Annotated in this window: 13 protein-coding genes; all 13 read right to left on the bottom strand. The window is 53.3% G+C overall.

The features are described from left to right. Positions 1-41: 41 nt before the first annotated feature. The gene (locus tag ACYVJM_RS26710) at positions 42-1,424 is read right to left on the bottom strand and encodes an L-serine ammonia-lyase (protein WP_461151281.1); all 1,383 of its coding nucleotides are present in this window, start codon (positions 1,422-1,424) and stop codon (positions 42-44) included. Positions 1,425-1,504: 80 nt separating this feature from the next. Further along, on the bottom strand, positions 1,505-2,260 hold the full coding sequence (locus ACYVJM_RS26705) for an oxygenase MpaB family protein (RefSeq protein ID WP_461151280.1): 756 nt from the start codon (positions 2,258-2,260) through the stop codon (positions 1,505-1,507). A 141-nt stretch (positions 2,261-2,401) separates the two neighbouring features. Beyond that, a complete protein-coding gene (locus ACYVJM_RS26700; RefSeq protein ID WP_461151279.1) occupies positions 2,402-3,127 on the bottom strand; it encodes an OmpA family protein in 726 nt (241 codons plus the stop codon). Positions 3,128-3,187: 60 nt separating this feature from the next. Further along, positions 3,188-3,745, bottom strand: coding sequence for a pyridoxamine 5'-phosphate oxidase family protein (locus tag ACYVJM_RS26695; protein WP_461151278.1), 558 nt, complete (start codon positions 3,743-3,745; stop codon positions 3,188-3,190). Positions 3,746-3,884: 139 nt separating this feature from the next. Beyond that, positions 3,885-5,339, bottom strand: coding sequence for a phytoene desaturase family protein (locus ACYVJM_RS26690; protein WP_461151277.1), 1,455 nt, complete (start codon positions 5,337-5,339; stop codon positions 3,885-3,887). Then, positions 5,340-6,587, bottom strand: a complete 1,248-nt coding sequence (soxC, locus tag ACYVJM_RS26685) for a sulfite dehydrogenase (protein ID WP_461151276.1) — start codon at positions 6,585-6,587, stop codon at positions 5,340-5,342. Position 6,588: 1 nt separating this feature from the next. Then, positions 6,589-7,191 (bottom strand): c-type cytochrome, encoded by a 603-nt coding sequence (locus ACYVJM_RS26680; RefSeq protein ID WP_461151275.1) that lies wholly within the window; start codon positions 7,189-7,191, stop codon positions 6,589-6,591. A 243-nt stretch (positions 7,192-7,434) separates the two neighbouring features. Further along, on the bottom strand, positions 7,435-9,147 hold the full coding sequence (locus ACYVJM_RS26675) for a hypothetical protein (RefSeq protein WP_461151274.1): 1,713 nt from the start codon (positions 9,145-9,147) through the stop codon (positions 7,435-7,437). A gap of 10 nt (positions 9,148-9,157) precedes the next feature. Further along, the gene (locus tag ACYVJM_RS26670) at positions 9,158-10,507 is read right to left on the bottom strand and encodes a DoxX family protein (RefSeq protein ID WP_461151273.1); all 1,350 of its coding nucleotides are present in this window, start codon (positions 10,505-10,507) and stop codon (positions 9,158-9,160) included. Positions 10,508-10,749: 242 nt separating this feature from the next. Further along, positions 10,750-11,637, bottom strand: a complete 888-nt coding sequence (locus ACYVJM_RS26665) for a cyanophycinase (RefSeq protein ID WP_461151272.1) — start codon at positions 11,635-11,637, stop codon at positions 10,750-10,752. A 293-nt stretch (positions 11,638-11,930) separates the two neighbouring features. Next, entirely contained in the window at positions 11,931-13,274 is a 1,344-nt protein-coding gene (locus ACYVJM_RS26660) for a RagB/SusD family nutrient uptake outer membrane protein (protein WP_461151271.1), read from the bottom strand. Between the two features lie 19 nt (positions 13,275-13,293). Next, entirely contained in the window at positions 13,294-16,293 is a 3,000-nt protein-coding gene (locus ACYVJM_RS26655; protein WP_461151270.1) for a SusC/RagA family TonB-linked outer membrane protein, read from the bottom strand. Positions 16,294-16,432: 139 nt separating this feature from the next. After that, on the bottom strand, positions 16,433-16,717 hold the full coding sequence (locus ACYVJM_RS26650; protein ID WP_461151269.1) for a hypothetical protein: 285 nt from the start codon (positions 16,715-16,717) through the stop codon (positions 16,433-16,435). Positions 16,718-17,190 lie beyond the last annotated feature (473 nt).

The raw sequence follows: 17,190 nt of genomic DNA, 5'->3' as shown, positions 1-17,190 counted from the left end.
CTGAGCACTGAACAGCAGTATGCTGTTCAGTGCTCAGTTTCTTAACATTCCGTCGCGCTTAGAGCCAGCCCCGCTTCGGAGGTTTCTTTGTATTTGGTAGACATATCCCGGCCGGTAGCCTTCATGACCTTGATGACCGAATCGAGTGATATTTTCTGAAAATGGGAGGCTCCCGACGTAGCAAGCAAAAACGCGTTGTAGGCTTTTACCGCACCCATTGCATTCCGCTCAATGCACGGAATCTGAACATAGCCGCCAATGGGATCGCAAGTCATGCCGAGATGATGTTCGATGCCGATTTCAGCAGCCGCTTCAATGGGGCCAATGTCGGGGGTAGACTGGACGCAGCGCGTCAGGAAAGCCGCTCCCATAGCCGAAGCGGTGCCAATTTCGCCCATGCAGCCCATTTCTGCCCCCGAAATACTAGCGTTGTGCTTCACTAGGAAACCAATAACCGCAGCCGCCAGCATACCCGCCCGCATGGTGGCTTTGTCATAATGGAAATGATGTTTGGCCAGAAAGGTCAATCCGGGAATAACCCCCGATGCACCCGACGTGGGGGCCGTCACGACAATACCCCCGGCAGCATTTTCCTCCGAAGCAGCCAGACAATAGGCGTTTAAAAAGATAAGAAAACTATCGGAAGATTGACTCATGCCCTTAGCCTGTTGAAATAGAATCGGCGCTTTGCGACTCAGTTTTATGGTGCCGGGCAATATGCCTTTATGCTTAAGCCCGCGCCGAACAGCCTTATGCATAAAATCCAGCAACTGATCCAGTCGCTGATTGACTTCTACTCGGCTTCGTCCGGTTAGCGCCATTTCATTAGCCATCAAAAGTTCATCCAGTGAAAAGCTATTATCTGTCAGCAGGGCTTTTAATTCGGTCATGGTGCTATATGGATACGGCACGGTTTTTCCATCCGTATTGGCTTCGGGTTCCCCTTTACGGATGATAAATCCACCACCAATCGAGTAATATTCTTCTTCGGCCAATACTTCATCCCCCGATACTAGTTTGAGGACCATCGTATTGGCATAGGGTGAATCATATCGTTTCCGCTCGAAGTGAATCTGCTGAGGGCCAACGTCTATCGTTTTATCACCAACGGGTACCGGGTATAGTGCCGCCGGGTCGCGCAACAGTTTCAACATGGCAACGGGGTCCGTCGATTCGGGTTGCCAGCCCAGCAGACCGGCCACCACCGCCCGGTCGGTGCCGTGACCCTTGCCGGTAGCACTCAACGACCCGTACAAATACACATGAATCGAACCGGCGCGTTGCTGAATTTCGGTTGGGAGATGCGCCAGCCGTTGTCGGAAATCGAAGGCCGCTTTCATCGGGCCAATGGTGTGCGAACTCGACGGTCCCGGCCCAACTTTAAACAGATCGAAAACGGAGGTTGTAATAGGAGAAGATGCCATGTTGATGAAGGTTGTCAGGGACAGGCTCCAGCCTGGCCATCGAATTGGCTACATGGACAGGCTGGAGCCTGAATCAGACGTTATCTGTCCAAATCCCGAATCTGATCCAGATAGGCAGTGGGTAACAATATACGCTGAACAGTCGACCGAAGCCCCAGACCATTCAGGATTTTATAGAGACCAATTGAGTACGATAAGGCTGGTTTTGCAGGTAAAGCCAGTTGCTGGCTAACCTGCCTGGGCACAAGCACGGCCTGGGCCTGCCGAAGCAAATCATACCGCCAGTTGCCTAACTGCTCACGATACCTCCGGAACAGTTTATCTGTGAACTCACTCCGCACTAGATCGCGATTTAAATGCGCTTCCCGGTCGGTTTGCCAATCGGTTAACGTGCTGGGTAAGTCCGGAACGTGCATGCCTGCGCCCACTTCCCGAAACGTACTGAATACTTCCTCTTTTTCGGGGTTCGTTAAGGGGCGGTGTAATGTTTCGAAGGCCCGCATCGAGTAGTCGATGAGCATGTACAGTACGTCGCGATAAGCCCAGTCTGGAATCTGGTAACCCCGTTTTTTCTCAACGCCACCATGAATGGCACTCATCCGGGCAATGGCTTCACGGGCTTTAGCCTCGGGGGCGAAGACGATCTCCTGCGCGTACCGAACGGTGGAAAACAGGCGGGCGATGGGGTCGGCGGGGAGCTTGCCCGTGAAGAACAGCCAGTCTACCGCCCGGTTCAGGGCAAATTCAGCAGCAGAACCGGCAAAGACCAGCAGAATTACATCGGCGTCCCCCCATATTCGGCGAACAATGGAGTCAGGTTTAACGAAATACGTCATTGGCATTTGTTGTGCTGGCGCGGGGTTGGCCCCGTGCCTATTCATACGCCAGCATTCGCTGACGTGGTCCGGCCAGGCTTTTCAAGAGCCAGCGAATGCTGGCAGCATGGACAAGCACGGGGTCAACCCCGCGCCAGCCGCCTACATAGCTAATACAACAAATTCAACGCGCCGGTTCTTTCGTTTATTTTCTTCCGAGTCGTTCGGAGCGGCCGGTTTACTACTGCCGTAGCCATTATGGCGTAGCCGATTTTCAGGAATGCCGTTGGTGATGAGGTAGTTTGTAATAATCTTGGCGCGATTCTCCGAAAGCGCCTGATTCAGCCGTTTGTCGCCCACGTTATCCGTATGCCCGGCTATTTCTATGACCAGTTTTGGGATAGTCACCAGTGTCTTTATGAGTTTATTGAGTTGAGGGTACGATTCTGGCCGGAGAACGTAGCTGCTTTGGTCAAAATAGACATTGTCGAGCCGAAAGGCGTGGTTAACCTGCAAATCCCGAAAAACACTATCGGCTTTTTCCTCTTTCTCAAGTCGGATAGCGTAGCCATATGTGGCGCAGGTGTCGCAGGAAACGACCATTAACTCTTCGGCTTCGTAATAGCCGGGCGCACTGGCAATGACATTCAGCGTATCGGTTCGGGTTAAAATGAACTCAAATGGCCTGAAAGGGACGCTTTTGCCAGTATACTTCTTTTTAGCCTGCATGGCCTGTATGGTAAACTGCGCCGGTAATTCTGCTGATGTTTTATCATCAACCGCCGAAATAGAGAACAGGGTTTTCTGTGTTTTAACGGGCAGTTTCACCTGTCCGAAAAGAGATGAAAAGGAGAGCAGGCAAAAAAGAGAAATCAGTACGGCGCGCATTATGGTATGATTTATGACTCACACAAATGCCGTACTGCAAATTAAATGCCGGACATGCGGCTATGCCTGTTGCAGACCTAAATTTGTTGGCAGCCCATCCAGACTGATCAGGTTATTTTCCTGCACATATTCAACTAAACCATCTTTCCCTTTTTTCTCGGCCCACTTGAAGTGAACATCACGTTCACCCGCGTAGTCGAATAACGGAACGCCGAAGCCGCAGGATGTCTGGACCAGATCGATATCGGCGATAATGAGCTGTCGAGTGCTGGGGTGAATTGTAAATTCGGGGGAATAGGTCTGCCATTCGGCGGTGCCGGGCAGTACGGTATGGCCTTTTCCATAAAGACGCAAAATGTTGGGGGCTCCTTCGAAGGAACAGAACATGAACGTAATCCGGCCGTTTTCCAGGGTATGGGCCGAGGTTTCGTTCCCGCTGCTGATCAGATCCATGTACCCCACTTTGTTATCGCCCAACACCCGAAAACAATCGAGGCCTTTAGGCGACAGGTTGATGTGGCCATCTGCACTCAGAGGAGCCGTACTCACGAAAAACAGGTGTTGCGCCCGAATGAAATCTTTATGTGCGGCTTTGATGTCGTCGTGAAATTTGCCCATGAGTTTGCTGGAGATAGTTAGGGTTAGCACTTCACCCCCAACCCCCTGAAGGGGGCTTGGCCTGATTATTTCGCAACTAAGTCCACTTTAGGGGGCTGGGGTGAAATAGGTAAAGCAAAATTACCCCTTTTCGGCTATTTTACGTTGTTGCCAGCGTTATCGGCACGGGCAAACCAAAGCCTTCCCGAAGGGCAACGCGAGCGGCATGGTAGCCGCACATACCATGCACACCACCGCCCGGTGGCGTGGAGGACGAACAGATAAACAGACCCGGTGCCGATGTCTCATAGGGTGATAAACTAATGACCGGACGGGTGTACAATTGCGTGATGTCGATAATGCCCCCGTTGATGTCGCCCCCGATGTAGTTCGGGTTGTAGGCTTCCATCTGGACCGTGTTCATCGTGTGCCGATCCAGAATCCGGTCGCGAAAACCGGGCGCAAATCGTTCGACCTGTTGCTCGATAATGGTGGTTTGGTCCAGCGTTGAACCGTTCGGGACGTGGCAGTAAGCCCAGGCAGTGTGCTTGCCATTGGGTGCGCGGCTGCTGTCAAATAGGCTTTGCTGCGCCAGTAAAATGTAAGGCTTGTCGGGGTGCTTCCCGTCTGATGTGGCCTGTTCGGCATCGGCTATTTCGGCAAAGGTGCCGCCCAGATGCACCGTACCCGCCTGCCGACATTCGGGGGCCGTAAACGGAATAGGACCATCCAGCGCCCAGTCGATCTTGAACACGCCCATACCATAGCGATACCGTTCCAACTGGGTGCGATAAAGGGTTGAAAATCGTTCTCCGGCAATGCTGAGCAGTTGTTTGGGCGTCACATCGAACAGAACGACCCGTGTTGACGGAATGTCTTTAAGCGTAGCAACCCGCCGGTCGGTCTCGATCTGACCGCCGATCGACCGGTAGTAAGAGGCCAGGGCGTTCGCGATAGTTTGCGACCCGCCTTTCGGGATGGGCCAGTTGTACAGATGCCCGGCGGTCATGAGCACCAGGGCAATGGCTGAGGTAGCCACATTGCTCAATGGCTGAATGGAGTGAGCAGCCATCCCCCCAAAAAGTCCCTGCGCTTCTTTGGTCTTGAATCGTTTGACCAGTTGTGTAACGGGCAGTAGCGCATTCAGCCCGAAACTGGCCATGTCAATTGGGTGCTTCGGAATACGCAGCGGGCCGAGTATATCTGGGGCCATGCCGGGCCAGTGGCGAACCACCGGTTCCAGCAACGTCCGGTAGGTCTGTTCATCGGCCCCCAGCGATTGCGCAGTCTCGGTCAGCGACCGACGGAGAGCTGCTGCCGTGCCATCATCGAAGGGGTGGGCAGCGGCAATGGGCGGGTCAATGAATTCCAGCCCATGATCGGCCAGGGGGAGGGTTCTAAAAAACGGAGAACCGACAGCCAGCGGATGAATGGCCGAACAAATGTCGTGGACGAAACCCGGCTGGGTCAGTTCGGCCGACCGAAGGCCACCGCCAATAGTAGCTTTCGCTTCCAGTACGAGCGTCGACAGGCCCGCCCGCTGCATAGTAATGGCAGCACTCAATCCGTTGGGACCAGAGCCGACAATGACGGCATCATACTCAGTTTTCGCCATCTAGGTAGTTTCAGGTTTAAATAATACCGTGCCGTCGGGCTTAATCTGCCAGGCGGTGATTGGGTTGAAGTGGTAGCCTGATTCATTTCCACGGGCATCGGTCAATTGCTTGAACGTGGGCTGGCGGTAGCCTGTTTCATCGGTTACCCGGCTCAGGATCTCCGTAGCCTCGCCGTTCCATTGCCATAGATGCCGGAAAGCCGTGTGGGCTTTGTCCAGCACGGGGTCCTGAAGCGTGGCGGGAGTCCAGGTTTTACCGGCATCGGTACTCACCTCGACCCGAACGACTTTACCGCGGCCACTCCATGCCAGCCCCCGAATCTCAATCCAGCCCTTGTCAATTGTCTTGGGATAAGCCGGAAAGGTAATAATCGATCGGGCATCAATGTCGAAACTGAACTGCCGGAATCTACCGTCTTTGACAGGCTCAGTGTATTTCGACGTTTCTTCCCGGGTCATGAAGGGCTGGTCGGATAACTCCAGCCGGCGGAGCCATTTCACGGAAGTATTGCCTTCCCAACCCGGCAGAAACAACCGAACGGGATAGCCCTGTTCGGGCCGGAGGGCTTCACCGTTCTGGGCGTAGGCAATAATAGCATCGTCCCAGCCTTTCCTGACCGGAATGCTGCGGGTCATGATGGCGGCATCGGAGCCCTCCGCCAGAAACCAGCTGGCCTTTGGCTGAACGCCGACTTCCCGAAACAGGGTCGAGAGCTTCACGCCCGTCCACTCGCTCTGGCTGGTCAGGCCGCAAACGTCCTGTGGGGTTAGCGTCTCTTTGCCCGTTCGGAAGTTGCCTGAACATTCCAGGAAGGCAATGCGCGAAACCGACGGAAATCGCTTCAGATCGGCAATGGAGAAGACCATGGGTTTGTCGACCATGCCGTGAATGAGCAGCTCATGTTTGGCCGGGTCGATGGCGGGAACACCGGCGTGATGGCGTTCGAAATGAAGATCGGAGGGAGTAATGATGCCGTAAAAATCCTGTAAGGGCGAGCGCGACGAAATCTCGGATGGTTTCTTGACGAGCTTTTCAAACCCTGAGCGCGTGCCTACTTCACCGGGCAACGGCCCCACGCGTTTGGTCGGGTCGTCGGGTAGCAATTCCGTTACCGAAATACCTTCCTGAATGGTTTTGCCGGAAGCGGTTTGCACAAGGGCGACAGCTGCCGTTGCTGCCCCGCCAAGTAAGGTGCGACGGGACATCTTGCCCGAAATCTGGTCGATATGAGTGATTCTCTTCTTCATATTACTTGATCTCAGGGCCTCCTTTTCGATCGTCGGGAACGAATAATTTCTGAGCGGGCATCACAACGGCAGGCAGCGTTTTGGCGTTGATAATCGTTTTTTCGTTAGTAATACCATTGGCATTCAGCAGGTAAGCCGTCAGATTATAGACTTCTGCATTCGTTAAGGAACCCGGCTCACTAAAGGGCATGGCCCGCCGGATATAGTCGAAGACGGTGGTCGCATAAGGCCAGTAGTTGCCGATGGTTTTCTCCCGTCGTTTCGTGGTAGCGTCATTCGTCGATACCAGCGAACCGTTCGAACCGCCGATGCCGCCAACACCGTGACAGGCTGCGCATTTGGTCGCGAAAATCACTTTCCCGGCGGCTGATGTGCCCTCTCCCGCCGGAAGCCCTTTGCCGTCCGGGCGAACATCAATGTCCAATCGGGCAATCTCCGCCGGAGTCGCTTTCCGTCCGAAGCCAAAGCTGGCGGGCCAGGGAATGGTGTCGGGCTTTGTCACGGATAGGCTAGGAGGCTCTTTCCCGTTTGCCTGCAGGCAACCATCCAGCGCTACGGCGAATAACGCGCAGACCAGACAGAGTGAATAGGTGGTTCTTTTCATGTTTACGGTGCCTTAGGTAAGGACTCACTCCCAAATAAAACGTTACCGACTCTGGAGCGAGTGGCGTCATTTTGTACAATGTGGTGAAGTTAACCGGTTTATTTTTACTTCCGTGAAGTCAGGTTCTTAAACCTGATACGTTAGGTTTTGAAAAACCTAACGTATCATTCATTGGTAAAGAGACGCCTTTATGAACCCTACATTGCGGAGTCAACCTGCCTCTATTTGCCTAACATCCCCGGCTCAATATTCCCCCGCGTTTAGCGTGCTCTTCGAGAGGGCGTAGTTCCGGTTAATTCGGTCGAGTACCACGTAAATGGAGTCTTTATTCTCGTTGATACCCGTTAAAATCACCCGTGAGCCATCCGTTGTTTTGTACGACAAAATCATGCGCTTACGTTTGCCATCTTCCTGACGTGATTCAGACTTTATTCCTTTCGACCGACGTGTGGTGCGGGCAATGGGCTCAATCTTTTCATATTCCGGGCCGATGTTCGCCAATGCCGTTGCCGGAATCCAGTTGTCGGCTGGTTTGTCCGGGCGGTTCGATTTCTTCGCTGAGCGTTTGCCGGAAGCCTCGCTGTCGCCCTCGCCACCTTCCCCCCGTTGACCGGAAGCGGGGCGGTATTTATCCTGCAAATACAAAACCTGATTGACCGGATCGGCATCGTAGTAGAACACCCGTTGGCCACCGCCCACTCCTGTTAGTTCGAACGTTCGGTTGAGGTCGCGCATGGGTGAGCCGCCCCCGTTGGAGAGGTCCAGCGGCACGGCTTTATTTACCTTAAAGGTAAGCGTCGACCAGTTTTCGAAAGTAGCTTCCTGCCAGCGTATGGAATCAGTCGGCGAGTAGGGGAGTTCTTTGCCATTCAGGCGGAAGTCGGAAACGGCATAATTGCCCCGAAGTTCCCGAACACCTTTCTGGGCGGGTTGCTTGTATGGATCGTATCGAAAGTTGACGTACTGAATCCAGAACAGCAGGATCAGGAAAATGCCAATGGTGGCTGTTTTAAGACTGATACGGGCTGCTTTCTGCCAGACTTTAGTAAACGTGGGATAATAATGGGCCGGAACCGTAAGCTGTTCTTTGATCAACAGGGTGTATAGATCCCGGACGTAATACACCAGCAGAAATCCCGACAAGAGCACGAAGTACGAACTGTAGCCATGTACTCCGCCATCGTAAGCCAAGTTCACGTACACAATATCGGCCAGTGCCCCGAACAATAATACCGCGCCCCAGAAGGTTGTTGCCCGGAAAAATAGCAACGCACCCGCCAGCACTTCAACCACGCCCGTGAAGACCTCGTACCAGGGGACAATACCGATAGAAAGCCAGTAGATTTTCTGCGCGGTCAGGTCGCCAAAGTTTGTATTGAGCAAACCCAGCGACGGGTACGGTAACTGCGTGGGCAGCAGTTTCGTAAAGCCGAAGCCGATGATGCCGATACCCGCCCGGTACCGAACCACCACCCGGAGCCAGTAGTACAACAGGTTATAATCCCGTGGTTCGGCCCGTCGGATACGAACGACAGCGGTCCAGATCAGGCCAGCGACGGCAGAGACCAGGAAAAGAAACACCCATTCGCCATAACCCATCCAGGCGGGCCACCAGCTCACGCGGCCCAGGATAGTGGGTTGAAAACGGGCAACATCATACAGATCGCGGTAGTGCAGGTGCCGCCAGTCGAGCGAGAATACATTCTTGTACCAGCCCGTGTTGGTCGGTAGCGACATGACGATGAAAAATACGAACGCTATCCGAAAGGTAATCTTTTCGCCCGGCGTCCAATTTGGGTACCGGTTACCTCGACGGCTTTCGTCGGATGTTTTCTGTTCAGCGACAGGTGATGAAACCGTTAACGGTTCAGAATCAACAGGCCGCGTGTCGGTCAGCTCTTCAGGGGTGATCATGCCCAGGTCGAGTCGTTCGGGGTTGATGTTGGGGAGTGCCATGGGTCAAACGTTAAAGGATTAGCGTACCCCGCCGACCAGCTTTGGCCGCTTCGTTCAGCAGGTATTTTTTGTTGACTTTGTTGAGTATGACGGAAATGGAATCCCGACGTTCATTCAATCCGGACAGGCTGATCTGGTTCGGGCCGGTTCGCTGGTAGTGCAGCGTCAGCGTTTCGTTCGGGTAGTTGGGGTTCCGATTTCTCAGTGACAGTACCTGCCGGGTCGAGTCCACCTGGTAGCTGTAATAATGCCGACCCGCTGAGCCCGCCAGTTCGTAGGTCCGGCTGGCATCGTCGGTCTGAATCTGCTCGGTATTGGTTCGATCCAGCATAATCGGCCGGTTCGATTTGATGCTGATCGTGTTCCAGGTTTCAAAAACCACATCCTGCCAACGCACCGAATCGGTTTTTGAGTAGGGTAGGGTTTCGCCCGCCAGTTTGAAGGACTGTACGTTATACAGTCCGGCGGCTCCGGGTAGTCCGGGAGTTTTGGGGAACTGATACGGGCCGTTTTTGTAGGCCGCGTAGGTTTTATACCCGTACAGGAAAACGGCGAAGAAGGTAAAACTGCCTTTCAGAACCAACCGGCCATACTGCTGCCAGGCTTCGGTAAAAACGGGTTTGAAGCGATTGGGTAAGGTCGGTTGTGCGAGGGAAACCACCCGAAACAACCGGATGGCATCGAATGCAAACAAAACCAGCGCAAATGTGATGAGCAGCAAACTGTAGACAGACTCACCCCCTTCATATGCCAAGTTCGACACGAACACATTGCCAAGAAACGGGATGATAATCAGCGTACCAATAACGGTTGTCTTCCGGTTAAGCAGTAATAGCCCGCCCAGAATTTCAACCAGTCCCAGAAAGGATTCATAGGAGGGAACGATGCCCAGACTGAGCGAAAACAGTTTCCAGGCCGTAAAATCGCCGTAGGGCGTATTGAGGTTGCTGATGGAGGGCAGCGGAGCCAGCAACGGGAACAGCTTGACAAACCCATAGGCGAAGACGGCAACAGCCAGGCGATAGCGGAGCATGACCCGCAGCCAGTAATATAGAGCGGTGTAGTCTCGCCGGTTCTGATCGCAGTATGTCCAGATCAGTGTGCCTATAGCGGCAATAACTGCCACGGCAGCCCAGTTAACAAATGAATCGGCCGGACCGAAAAAATGCGGGGCATAGCGCGCAAGGTTAAACAGATCGCGGTAATAAAAGGCACCCCAGTCAATCGAAACGAGGTCATGGTAAAATCGCCAGTCAATTGGAATGGCCTGAAGGAAGAAATAAAGAAAGACAAAGCGAAAGAGCGTTTTCTCCGTTCGTATCCAGGCCGGTTCAGCTGGAGTTGGGCTGGTGTTGAGCATAGCGAGTGAGACTTTATAATAATCTATCCTATGGAGTAAATAGAATAAATGTAATGTGAATGGAATGATGAATGTGGCGCGTTGTACTGATTCTGTTCGTGATGTCAGTTTTAAGAAACTGACAACACGGAGACAGCTAAAAAGTATTACTTTTTGTCATGCCGAGTTACGAGGAATCTTGAAGTTGGCTACGTAATTCATGATTCCTCATGTCTCGGCATGACGAAAGCAAAAAAGCCACTCTATTTCGCCGGCTCATTTGCTCGTTGGGGCTGCTGGCTGACAACTTTGCGAGCTTTGAGGTCGAACTTCTGGCCTTTGCTGATGAAGTAAAACGGACCGCCGGTGCTGTTTTGCCCCGATGGGTACTTCGCGCTGTTGGCAATCTGGTTGGCTTCGTAAATGCCCACATACGAGTTGCCAATAACCTCGAAGGTGTTCTGCTGCACCACAATGGCGGTGCCTTCGTCGATGGCGATACCCAGTAATTCGGGACGGGCTTTGATCACCTCAATCAGGTCGAACTGGCGATTCCGGCGCAGAAAGTGCTGGTCGATGGTGACGTTGTGGATGAAGTCGAGCCCCTGAGTGTGGTCGCCCACCATGATCGAGTTGCCTTTGGTGTCGCCCCGAACCATGAACGAGCCCTGAATGGTAGCCCCGGCAGAGGTGCCGCCAATGACCCCGCCCCGGCTCAATACGGCGTTGAATTCTTTGTGCGCCAGCGTATTCAGGTACGAATCCGTTAAGCGCCAGTGCCGCCCACCTACAAACCACACACCGGTAGCATTGCGGATAGGGGCCACGAAAGCCGCCTGATTCGCTACTCTGGGGTCGCGGGTGTGCAGGATGGTGATGTTCTTAACCCCAAGACTCGTCAGCTTCTCCTTTTCGCGCGGGGCACTGCTGGCCGACGAATCTTCGCCCGCTGTTGGAATGATCACGATGTTGGCTGCGGCCGGACCGCCGGCCAGTTCAATAAACCGGTTCCAGAGGTCGTTGCTCATAGCTCCGCCCCCTACAATGACCAGCGCCCCTTTTTCGGGGCCAACCGTCTGGGATGTTTGCGCCTTCAGGCTACCGGAGAGTAGGGTCAGGATGATAAGTGGTAAAATGAACTGCTTTGTCATGTCAGGCGTTTGGTTTCTTGTTATAAGGGAGTTAGTGACGAATCGGACGAAGATAAGTTATCGTAAGAACCTCACCCCAACACCACCCCTAAAAAAGGGAAGGGGCTAATAAAAGCGAACGATGGTAGCTATTGCAAGCCATTCCAGCCGGACACTTATTGCATAGCTAAAAAGTAATTTGCGCTAGCCCTTCCAACATTATCTAATCTGAATAAGTGGAGCTAGCTACTAAAGTCCCCTTCTTCTAGCCCCTCCCCTTTATTCAAGGGGAGGGGTTGGAGTGGAGTAATCTTTTAATACCCCTGATTCTGCGTCAGCGCTTTATCGGCCAGAATTTCACTATTCGGAATAGGCAGCACATATTTAGTCGCATCGGTGATGCCTAGCACGGCGGCAACCCGTCCGGTACGGATCAGGTTGAACCAGCGGTCGGCTTCAAAAGGGAATTCTACCTGCCGTTCGGTTTCAATGGACAGTAAGAGCGCGTCTTTGGTCGAAGCCAGTGAAGCGGGTACACCCGCCCGGTCACGTACGGCGTTCAGGTCGGTGAGGGCCGCGGCAGATTTCCCCAGTTGAGCCCGCGCTTCGGCCCGAATCAGGTACAGTTCGGCAATGCGAATAACATAGGCCGGGTCGGTGCCGAGCGGGGTGCGGTAATAGAGTTTGCCATACCACAAATTGCCAGGAGGACTCGTTTGGGCAATAAGCTCTTTCCGGTTGCCGCCCACGTTGGGGTCATTGAGCAAAGTAACCAGATTGGCGTTCGGTGCCCATTCGCGACGGCCGCTCAGTGCCGGGGGAAGCCACCAGTTGTAATGCCCGTTCTTGAACGAATTCGTGTAGGCAATTTCAAAGACAGATTCGGGCGTAGCGACTGCATTGTTCGCGAAAAACGCACTGTATGGTTTCGCCAGCTTGTAGTTGGCGGCATCATCAATGAGTTTACTGGCATAGGTCTCGGCCTGTTCCCACTCCTGCCGATAGAGGTGATACCGAGCCCGAATAGCCCAGACCGTTTTGCGGGTGATCCTGTTGCGATTGGACGTTGCACTCAACAACGGTTCGGCAGCCGTGAGGTCTTTTAAAACCTGCACGTAGGTTTCATCGACACTGCTGCGCGGAATGTTCGTGTTGTCGGTAGGAGTGCGTGTTGCTTTCAAAATCAGTTGAACACCGCCCCAGCCACGAACCAGATCGAAGTAAGATAACGCCCGAATGGCATATGCTTCGCCCAATATCTGGTTTTTCCGGTCTGCTGTTAGCTGCGGATCAGTAATCGTCGGAACGGTTTCCAGCAGATAGTTGGCTTGCAGAATGGTTCGGTAAATGGCGCTCCAGGCCGAACCCACATAGCCATTATCGGCTGTTAATTTGCGGGCCGTAATCTCTTGGGGGGCACCCTGCGATCCCGTCCATTGAATGTCGCCACCCGACAGATAGGCCAGTGCCTGAAAGTTGGAGCCGTAATACCCGTCGCTTCCCAGCCGGTTGTAAAGACCATTAACAGCGGCTTCGGCGGTGCTGGCATTCGTAATCGCCTGCGATTGATCGACCTGTAAATCCGGTTGTACCGTTAAAAATTGCTGGCAACCCGTGAGCAGAAGGGCGCTTAGCAAAGTATTGATTATCTTTTTCATGGGGAATAATTCGTGCTGATCAGAGAGTCAGATTGAGGCCAAACTGAGCGGTTCGGGGTTGCGGGGGCGTACCCAGGTCATAGCCCTGGGTGGTGGGGTCGGCGGTGACGTTCACCTCCGGGTCGGGCCCCTGATAGTTGCTTAGCAGCCACAGGTTGGAGCCGCTGTAATAGATCCGCGCCGATGAGATGCCCACTTTTCGAAGCACGGCTTTGGGAATGGTGTAGCCCAGCACAAGCGAGTTCAGCCGGAGAAACGACCCGTCTTCCACAAACCGGCTGGTGGGGCTCAGGTTGTAGTTGTTGCCGATGGTCGTTACGCGCGGCACATCGGTAATATCGCCCTCTTTCTGCCAGCGGTTCAACTGGTTCTTGTTGATGGCCCGACGGTCATCCCGCGTCCCGCCCGACTCGTGGAAGAAGCGGTTGTTGTTAAAGACTTTACTGCCATAGCTGAAATTGAAGAATACCGACAGATCAAATCCTTTGTAGGCGAAGGTGTTGTTCAGCCCCCCAAAGAATTTGGGTAACGCACTGCCATAAAACTGCCGGTCGGCCACGGTGATCTTGCCATCTTTATTGACATCATCGTATACGGCATCGCCCGTTTTCGGGTCGACATATAACTGCCGGTAAACATAGAATGAGTGAAACGCCTGCCCCTGCGCCATGCGTTCGGCCGCATAGCTGGCATCGACGGGGATGGATAGTTTTTCAATGCGGTTCACGTTCGCGGCTAGGTTAAAGCTGGTGTTCCACTGGAAGTCGCTTTTGTTGATGTTCTGGCTGTTGATACCAAATTCGAGCCCCCGGTTGCTGATCTCACCATCGTTTCGGTAGATGCTGGAAAACCCCGAACTCTGCGCCAGCGGCACCTGAAGCAGCAGGTCGTAGGTGTACTTGGAATAAGCGTTGACTTCCAGACCGATACGGTTGTTCAACAGGCCGATGTTCAACCCAACGTTAGTCTGGCGGGTGGTTTCCCACTTCAGCTCCGGGTTGGCCAGTTGGACGGGTACAGTTCCCGGATTGTCGAGGTAGTTGTTTCCACCACCCCACAGGCCGCGTGAGGCATAGTTACCGATGCCGTTCTGGTTACCCGTCCAGCCAACACTAGCTCGGATTTTTAGATCGCTGACGAAATTGACATCCCGCAGAAAATTCTCCTGCTTAAGCTGCCAGGCTATCCCGGCTGATGGGAAATACCCCCAGCGGTGCCCTTCCGCGAACTTGGAGGAGGCATCGGCCCGAAGGCTGGCTTCCAGAAAATACTTTTTCGAGAAGTTATAATCGACCCGCCCGAAAAACGAGACCAGGTTATACTGGTTGCGGGTCGACGAGGCAGTCGTTACCGACGCCGACGCGATCTGCTTGAAGGCATCCGAGGGGAAGTTGGTGCCCTGCGCCAGCGTCTGCGTCGATACATTCCCCTGTAAGGTGTTGCCTACCAAAGCACCGAAATTATGTTGGGTACCGAACGACCGCCGATACGACAACGTCTGCTCATTGATCCAGATCGTGTTTTTACTAACGCTCGATGTAGCCAGACCTTTGCTCGCGCTGCCTCGGTTAGTGAGGGTATTCCAGTACTCGTATTCGTTGTAATCGTTGTAATCGATGCTCCAGCTACTGCGCAGTTTTAAGCCGCTGGTAATGTCATATTCGCCATAAATGTTACCGATATAGCGGGTGCTGGTCGAGTGCATATCGGTGTTGTTGATCAGCACATCGAGGTTGTCGAAACCCGCCCATTTAGCGTAGGTTCCATCCGTATTAAACTTGGGCAGATAGGTTGGGGTGTGCAGAGCCGCCTGCAAAATACCGCCCTGTGGTCCATCGCCCACGCGCGCATTCGTCCGGTTCGACTGGGAAAGAATGTTGCTGGTGCCAATGCGGATTTTATCCGTAATGTCCTGATCCAGATTTAGTTTGAAGCTGGCCCGGGCAAAGTCGTTGGTGCGCAAGGTAGCCTGCTGGCTGGTGTAGCCACCCCCAATGTAGAAGCGGGTTTGTTTTGTCCCACCCGAAACGGCCAGATCGTAATTTTGCAGTGCCCCCGTACGGAAAATATCGTGCAGCCGGTCGTAGGTGGGCTGCTCTTCCGGCAGTCCGCGCCCCCCTTCCGAAACGGGTCGAAAGGGGCGGGTAGAAGCAGGCTTGCCGTCGTTTATCCAGGCTTCGTTGATGATCGTCGCGTGCTCGGGACCGGTAACCAGATCCCACAGTTTAGGCGCCCATGCCTGTCCGACAGATGCGTTCAAACTGACTTTGGTTTTGCTGTTGTAGGCCCCGCGTTTGGTGGTGATGAGTACCACGCCATTTGCCGCCCGCGCTCCATAAATGGCCGTTGCTTCGGCATCTTTCAGGATGGAAATCGACTCAATATCAGCGGGGTTAATGTCAGCCAGGGGATTATTCGCCTGTCCCTGCGTAGTAATTTTCTGGAGTGACTGGTTGTTGACGAACACCCCATCGACCACATACAGCGGGTCGTTGCTCGCGTTGATGGACGTGGTACCGCGAATGCGGAAGAAAATACCGTCACCCGGTACGCCCGTATTGGCCGCCACCTGCACACCGGCTGCGCGCCCCTGCAACTGCTGGTCGAAACTGGCAACGGGGCGATTCTTAATTTCGTCGGCGTTGACCTGCGTAACGGAGCCGACCAGGTTTTTGCGGTCCTGCGTACCGTACCCAACCACGACAACCTCATTCAGTTGGGAAGCGGATTCACGCAGAAAAATTTCCAGGGTATTTTTTGTGCCGACTTTAACCTGGGTGCTCTGGTAGCCAATGGCCGAGATAACCAACTCGTCTCCCGATTGAGCTTCCAGACTGAAAAGCCCTTCTGCATTGGTTGTAGCCCCTTTTGTCTGGTTTTTGATAACCACATTGGCCCCCGGCAGGGGCTCGCCGTTGTCGGTTCGAACGGTACCGGATACACGGGCTGCGGTCGATTGTGCCAGCAATCCTCCGCAGGCGAGTAGCCATACGACTCCCGCAAATAAAAGTTTTTGCATTACTTTGTCTTGGTTATGTGAAAAATGAGGCTTGTCAGAGCCTTGTTGTTAGCCAGCCGGAACGGTTGCCGCCGTTTCGGCTTTTTTATGCGCGAGCCAATCAGTTGCCGCTGAGTTGCCCGCCGGTATTAAAATTCGCTTACTGTACCTCCCGCACGCTCACCATGCCCTGTATGGACTTAAGTCGTTGTACCAGAAAACCCTGTATTCTGTGTTCTTCCCGCATCTGAACCGTCAACAAGCCCGTTGCCTGTAGGCCATCCCCTTCAAAACAGATGGCCTGAATGGTATACGAACCATCCTGAGGAACGGTACTCGTAATGTCACTGACAAAATTCAATCGGTCGAAGCCCGCCAGCTGGTACGTTACGTGCGCAACGTGCCCTTGTGAGTCGGGTAGGGAGGAGGTAAGGGAAGGTCGCATGGTTGGTTGAGTGATGAGGTTAATAAAAGCATTCGCATTGTTTATTAATTCTATTGATTTAGTAGGGTAATCTTAATTCAGGTTAGGGTAACTGAGTAGTCAGTACAAGATTAGGGTAAATTACGATCGGGGTTAGTAAGGTATATCGGGCCGGGGAGTCGGTCGATGGGTGGCTCAGCCGCAACAATAACTACACATCAGCCGCTTACACATGCAGCGACCTTCATCAACGGAAGTCGGGATGAGTAAGGAGGAAACAGCCAATGGATGGAACGTGCTCATGGGTATCGAACGAGTCAACTACGTCTACTCTTTTTAATTGCTGGGCAAAGGTGGATAGTGGATTTTATTTTTCCAAAAGAAATGTAAAAAAATGATTATCAGTTAATTACCTAATAGTCTATCGGGATATGGAGTTATTCGCCCATAAAAATAAAGCTTGTTAAGATTCCAGCAAGTCTATATGAAACCAC

Source organism: Spirosoma pulveris (assembly GCF_054781875.1).
Note: the sequence above shows the minus strand (reverse complement) of the source record. Positions and strands in the feature narration are given on the sequence as shown.

Bases quoted from the DNA above. Each gene is read 5' to 3' on its own strand.
- ACYVJM_RS26710 (WP_461151281.1), bottom strand. From the start codon at position 1,424: ATGGCATCTTCTCCTATTACAACCTCCGTTTTCGATCTGTTTAAAGTT.
- ACYVJM_RS26705 (WP_461151280.1), bottom strand. From the start codon at position 2,260: ATGACGTATTTCGTTAAACCTGACTCCATTGTTCGCCGAATATGGGGG.
- ACYVJM_RS26700 (WP_461151279.1), bottom strand. From the start codon at position 3,127: ATGCGCGCCGTACTGATTTCTCTTTTTTGCCTGCTCTCCTTTTCATCT.
- ACYVJM_RS26695 (WP_461151278.1), bottom strand. From the start codon at position 3,745: ATGGGCAAATTTCACGACGACATCAAAGCCGCACATAAAGATTTCATT.
- ACYVJM_RS26690 (WP_461151277.1), bottom strand. From the start codon at position 5,339: ATGGCGAAAACTGAGTATGATGCCGTCATTGTCGGCTCTGGTCCCAAC.
- soxC (WP_461151276.1), bottom strand. From the start codon at position 6,587: ATGAAGAAGAGAATCACTCATATCGACCAGATTTCGGGCAAGATGTCC.
- ACYVJM_RS26680 (WP_461151275.1), bottom strand. From the start codon at position 7,191: ATGAAAAGAACCACCTATTCACTCTGTCTGGTCTGCGCGTTATTCGCC.
- ACYVJM_RS26675 (WP_461151274.1), bottom strand. From the start codon at position 9,147: ATGGCACTCCCCAACATCAACCCCGAACGACTCGACCTGGGCATGATC.
- ACYVJM_RS26670 (WP_461151273.1), bottom strand. From the start codon at position 10,507: ATGCTCAACACCAGCCCAACTCCAGCTGAACCGGCCTGGATACGAACG.
- ACYVJM_RS26665 (WP_461151272.1), bottom strand. From the start codon at position 11,637: ATGACAAAGCAGTTCATTTTACCACTTATCATCCTGACCCTACTCTCC.
- ACYVJM_RS26660 (WP_461151271.1), bottom strand. From the start codon at position 13,274: ATGAAAAAGATAATCAATACTTTGCTAAGCGCCCTTCTGCTCACGGGT.
- ACYVJM_RS26655 (WP_461151270.1), bottom strand. From the start codon at position 16,293: ATGCAAAAACTTTTATTTGCGGGAGTCGTATGGCTACTCGCCTGCGGA.
- ACYVJM_RS26650 (WP_461151269.1), bottom strand. From the start codon at position 16,717: ATGCGACCTTCCCTTACCTCCTCCCTACCCGACTCACAAGGGCACGTT.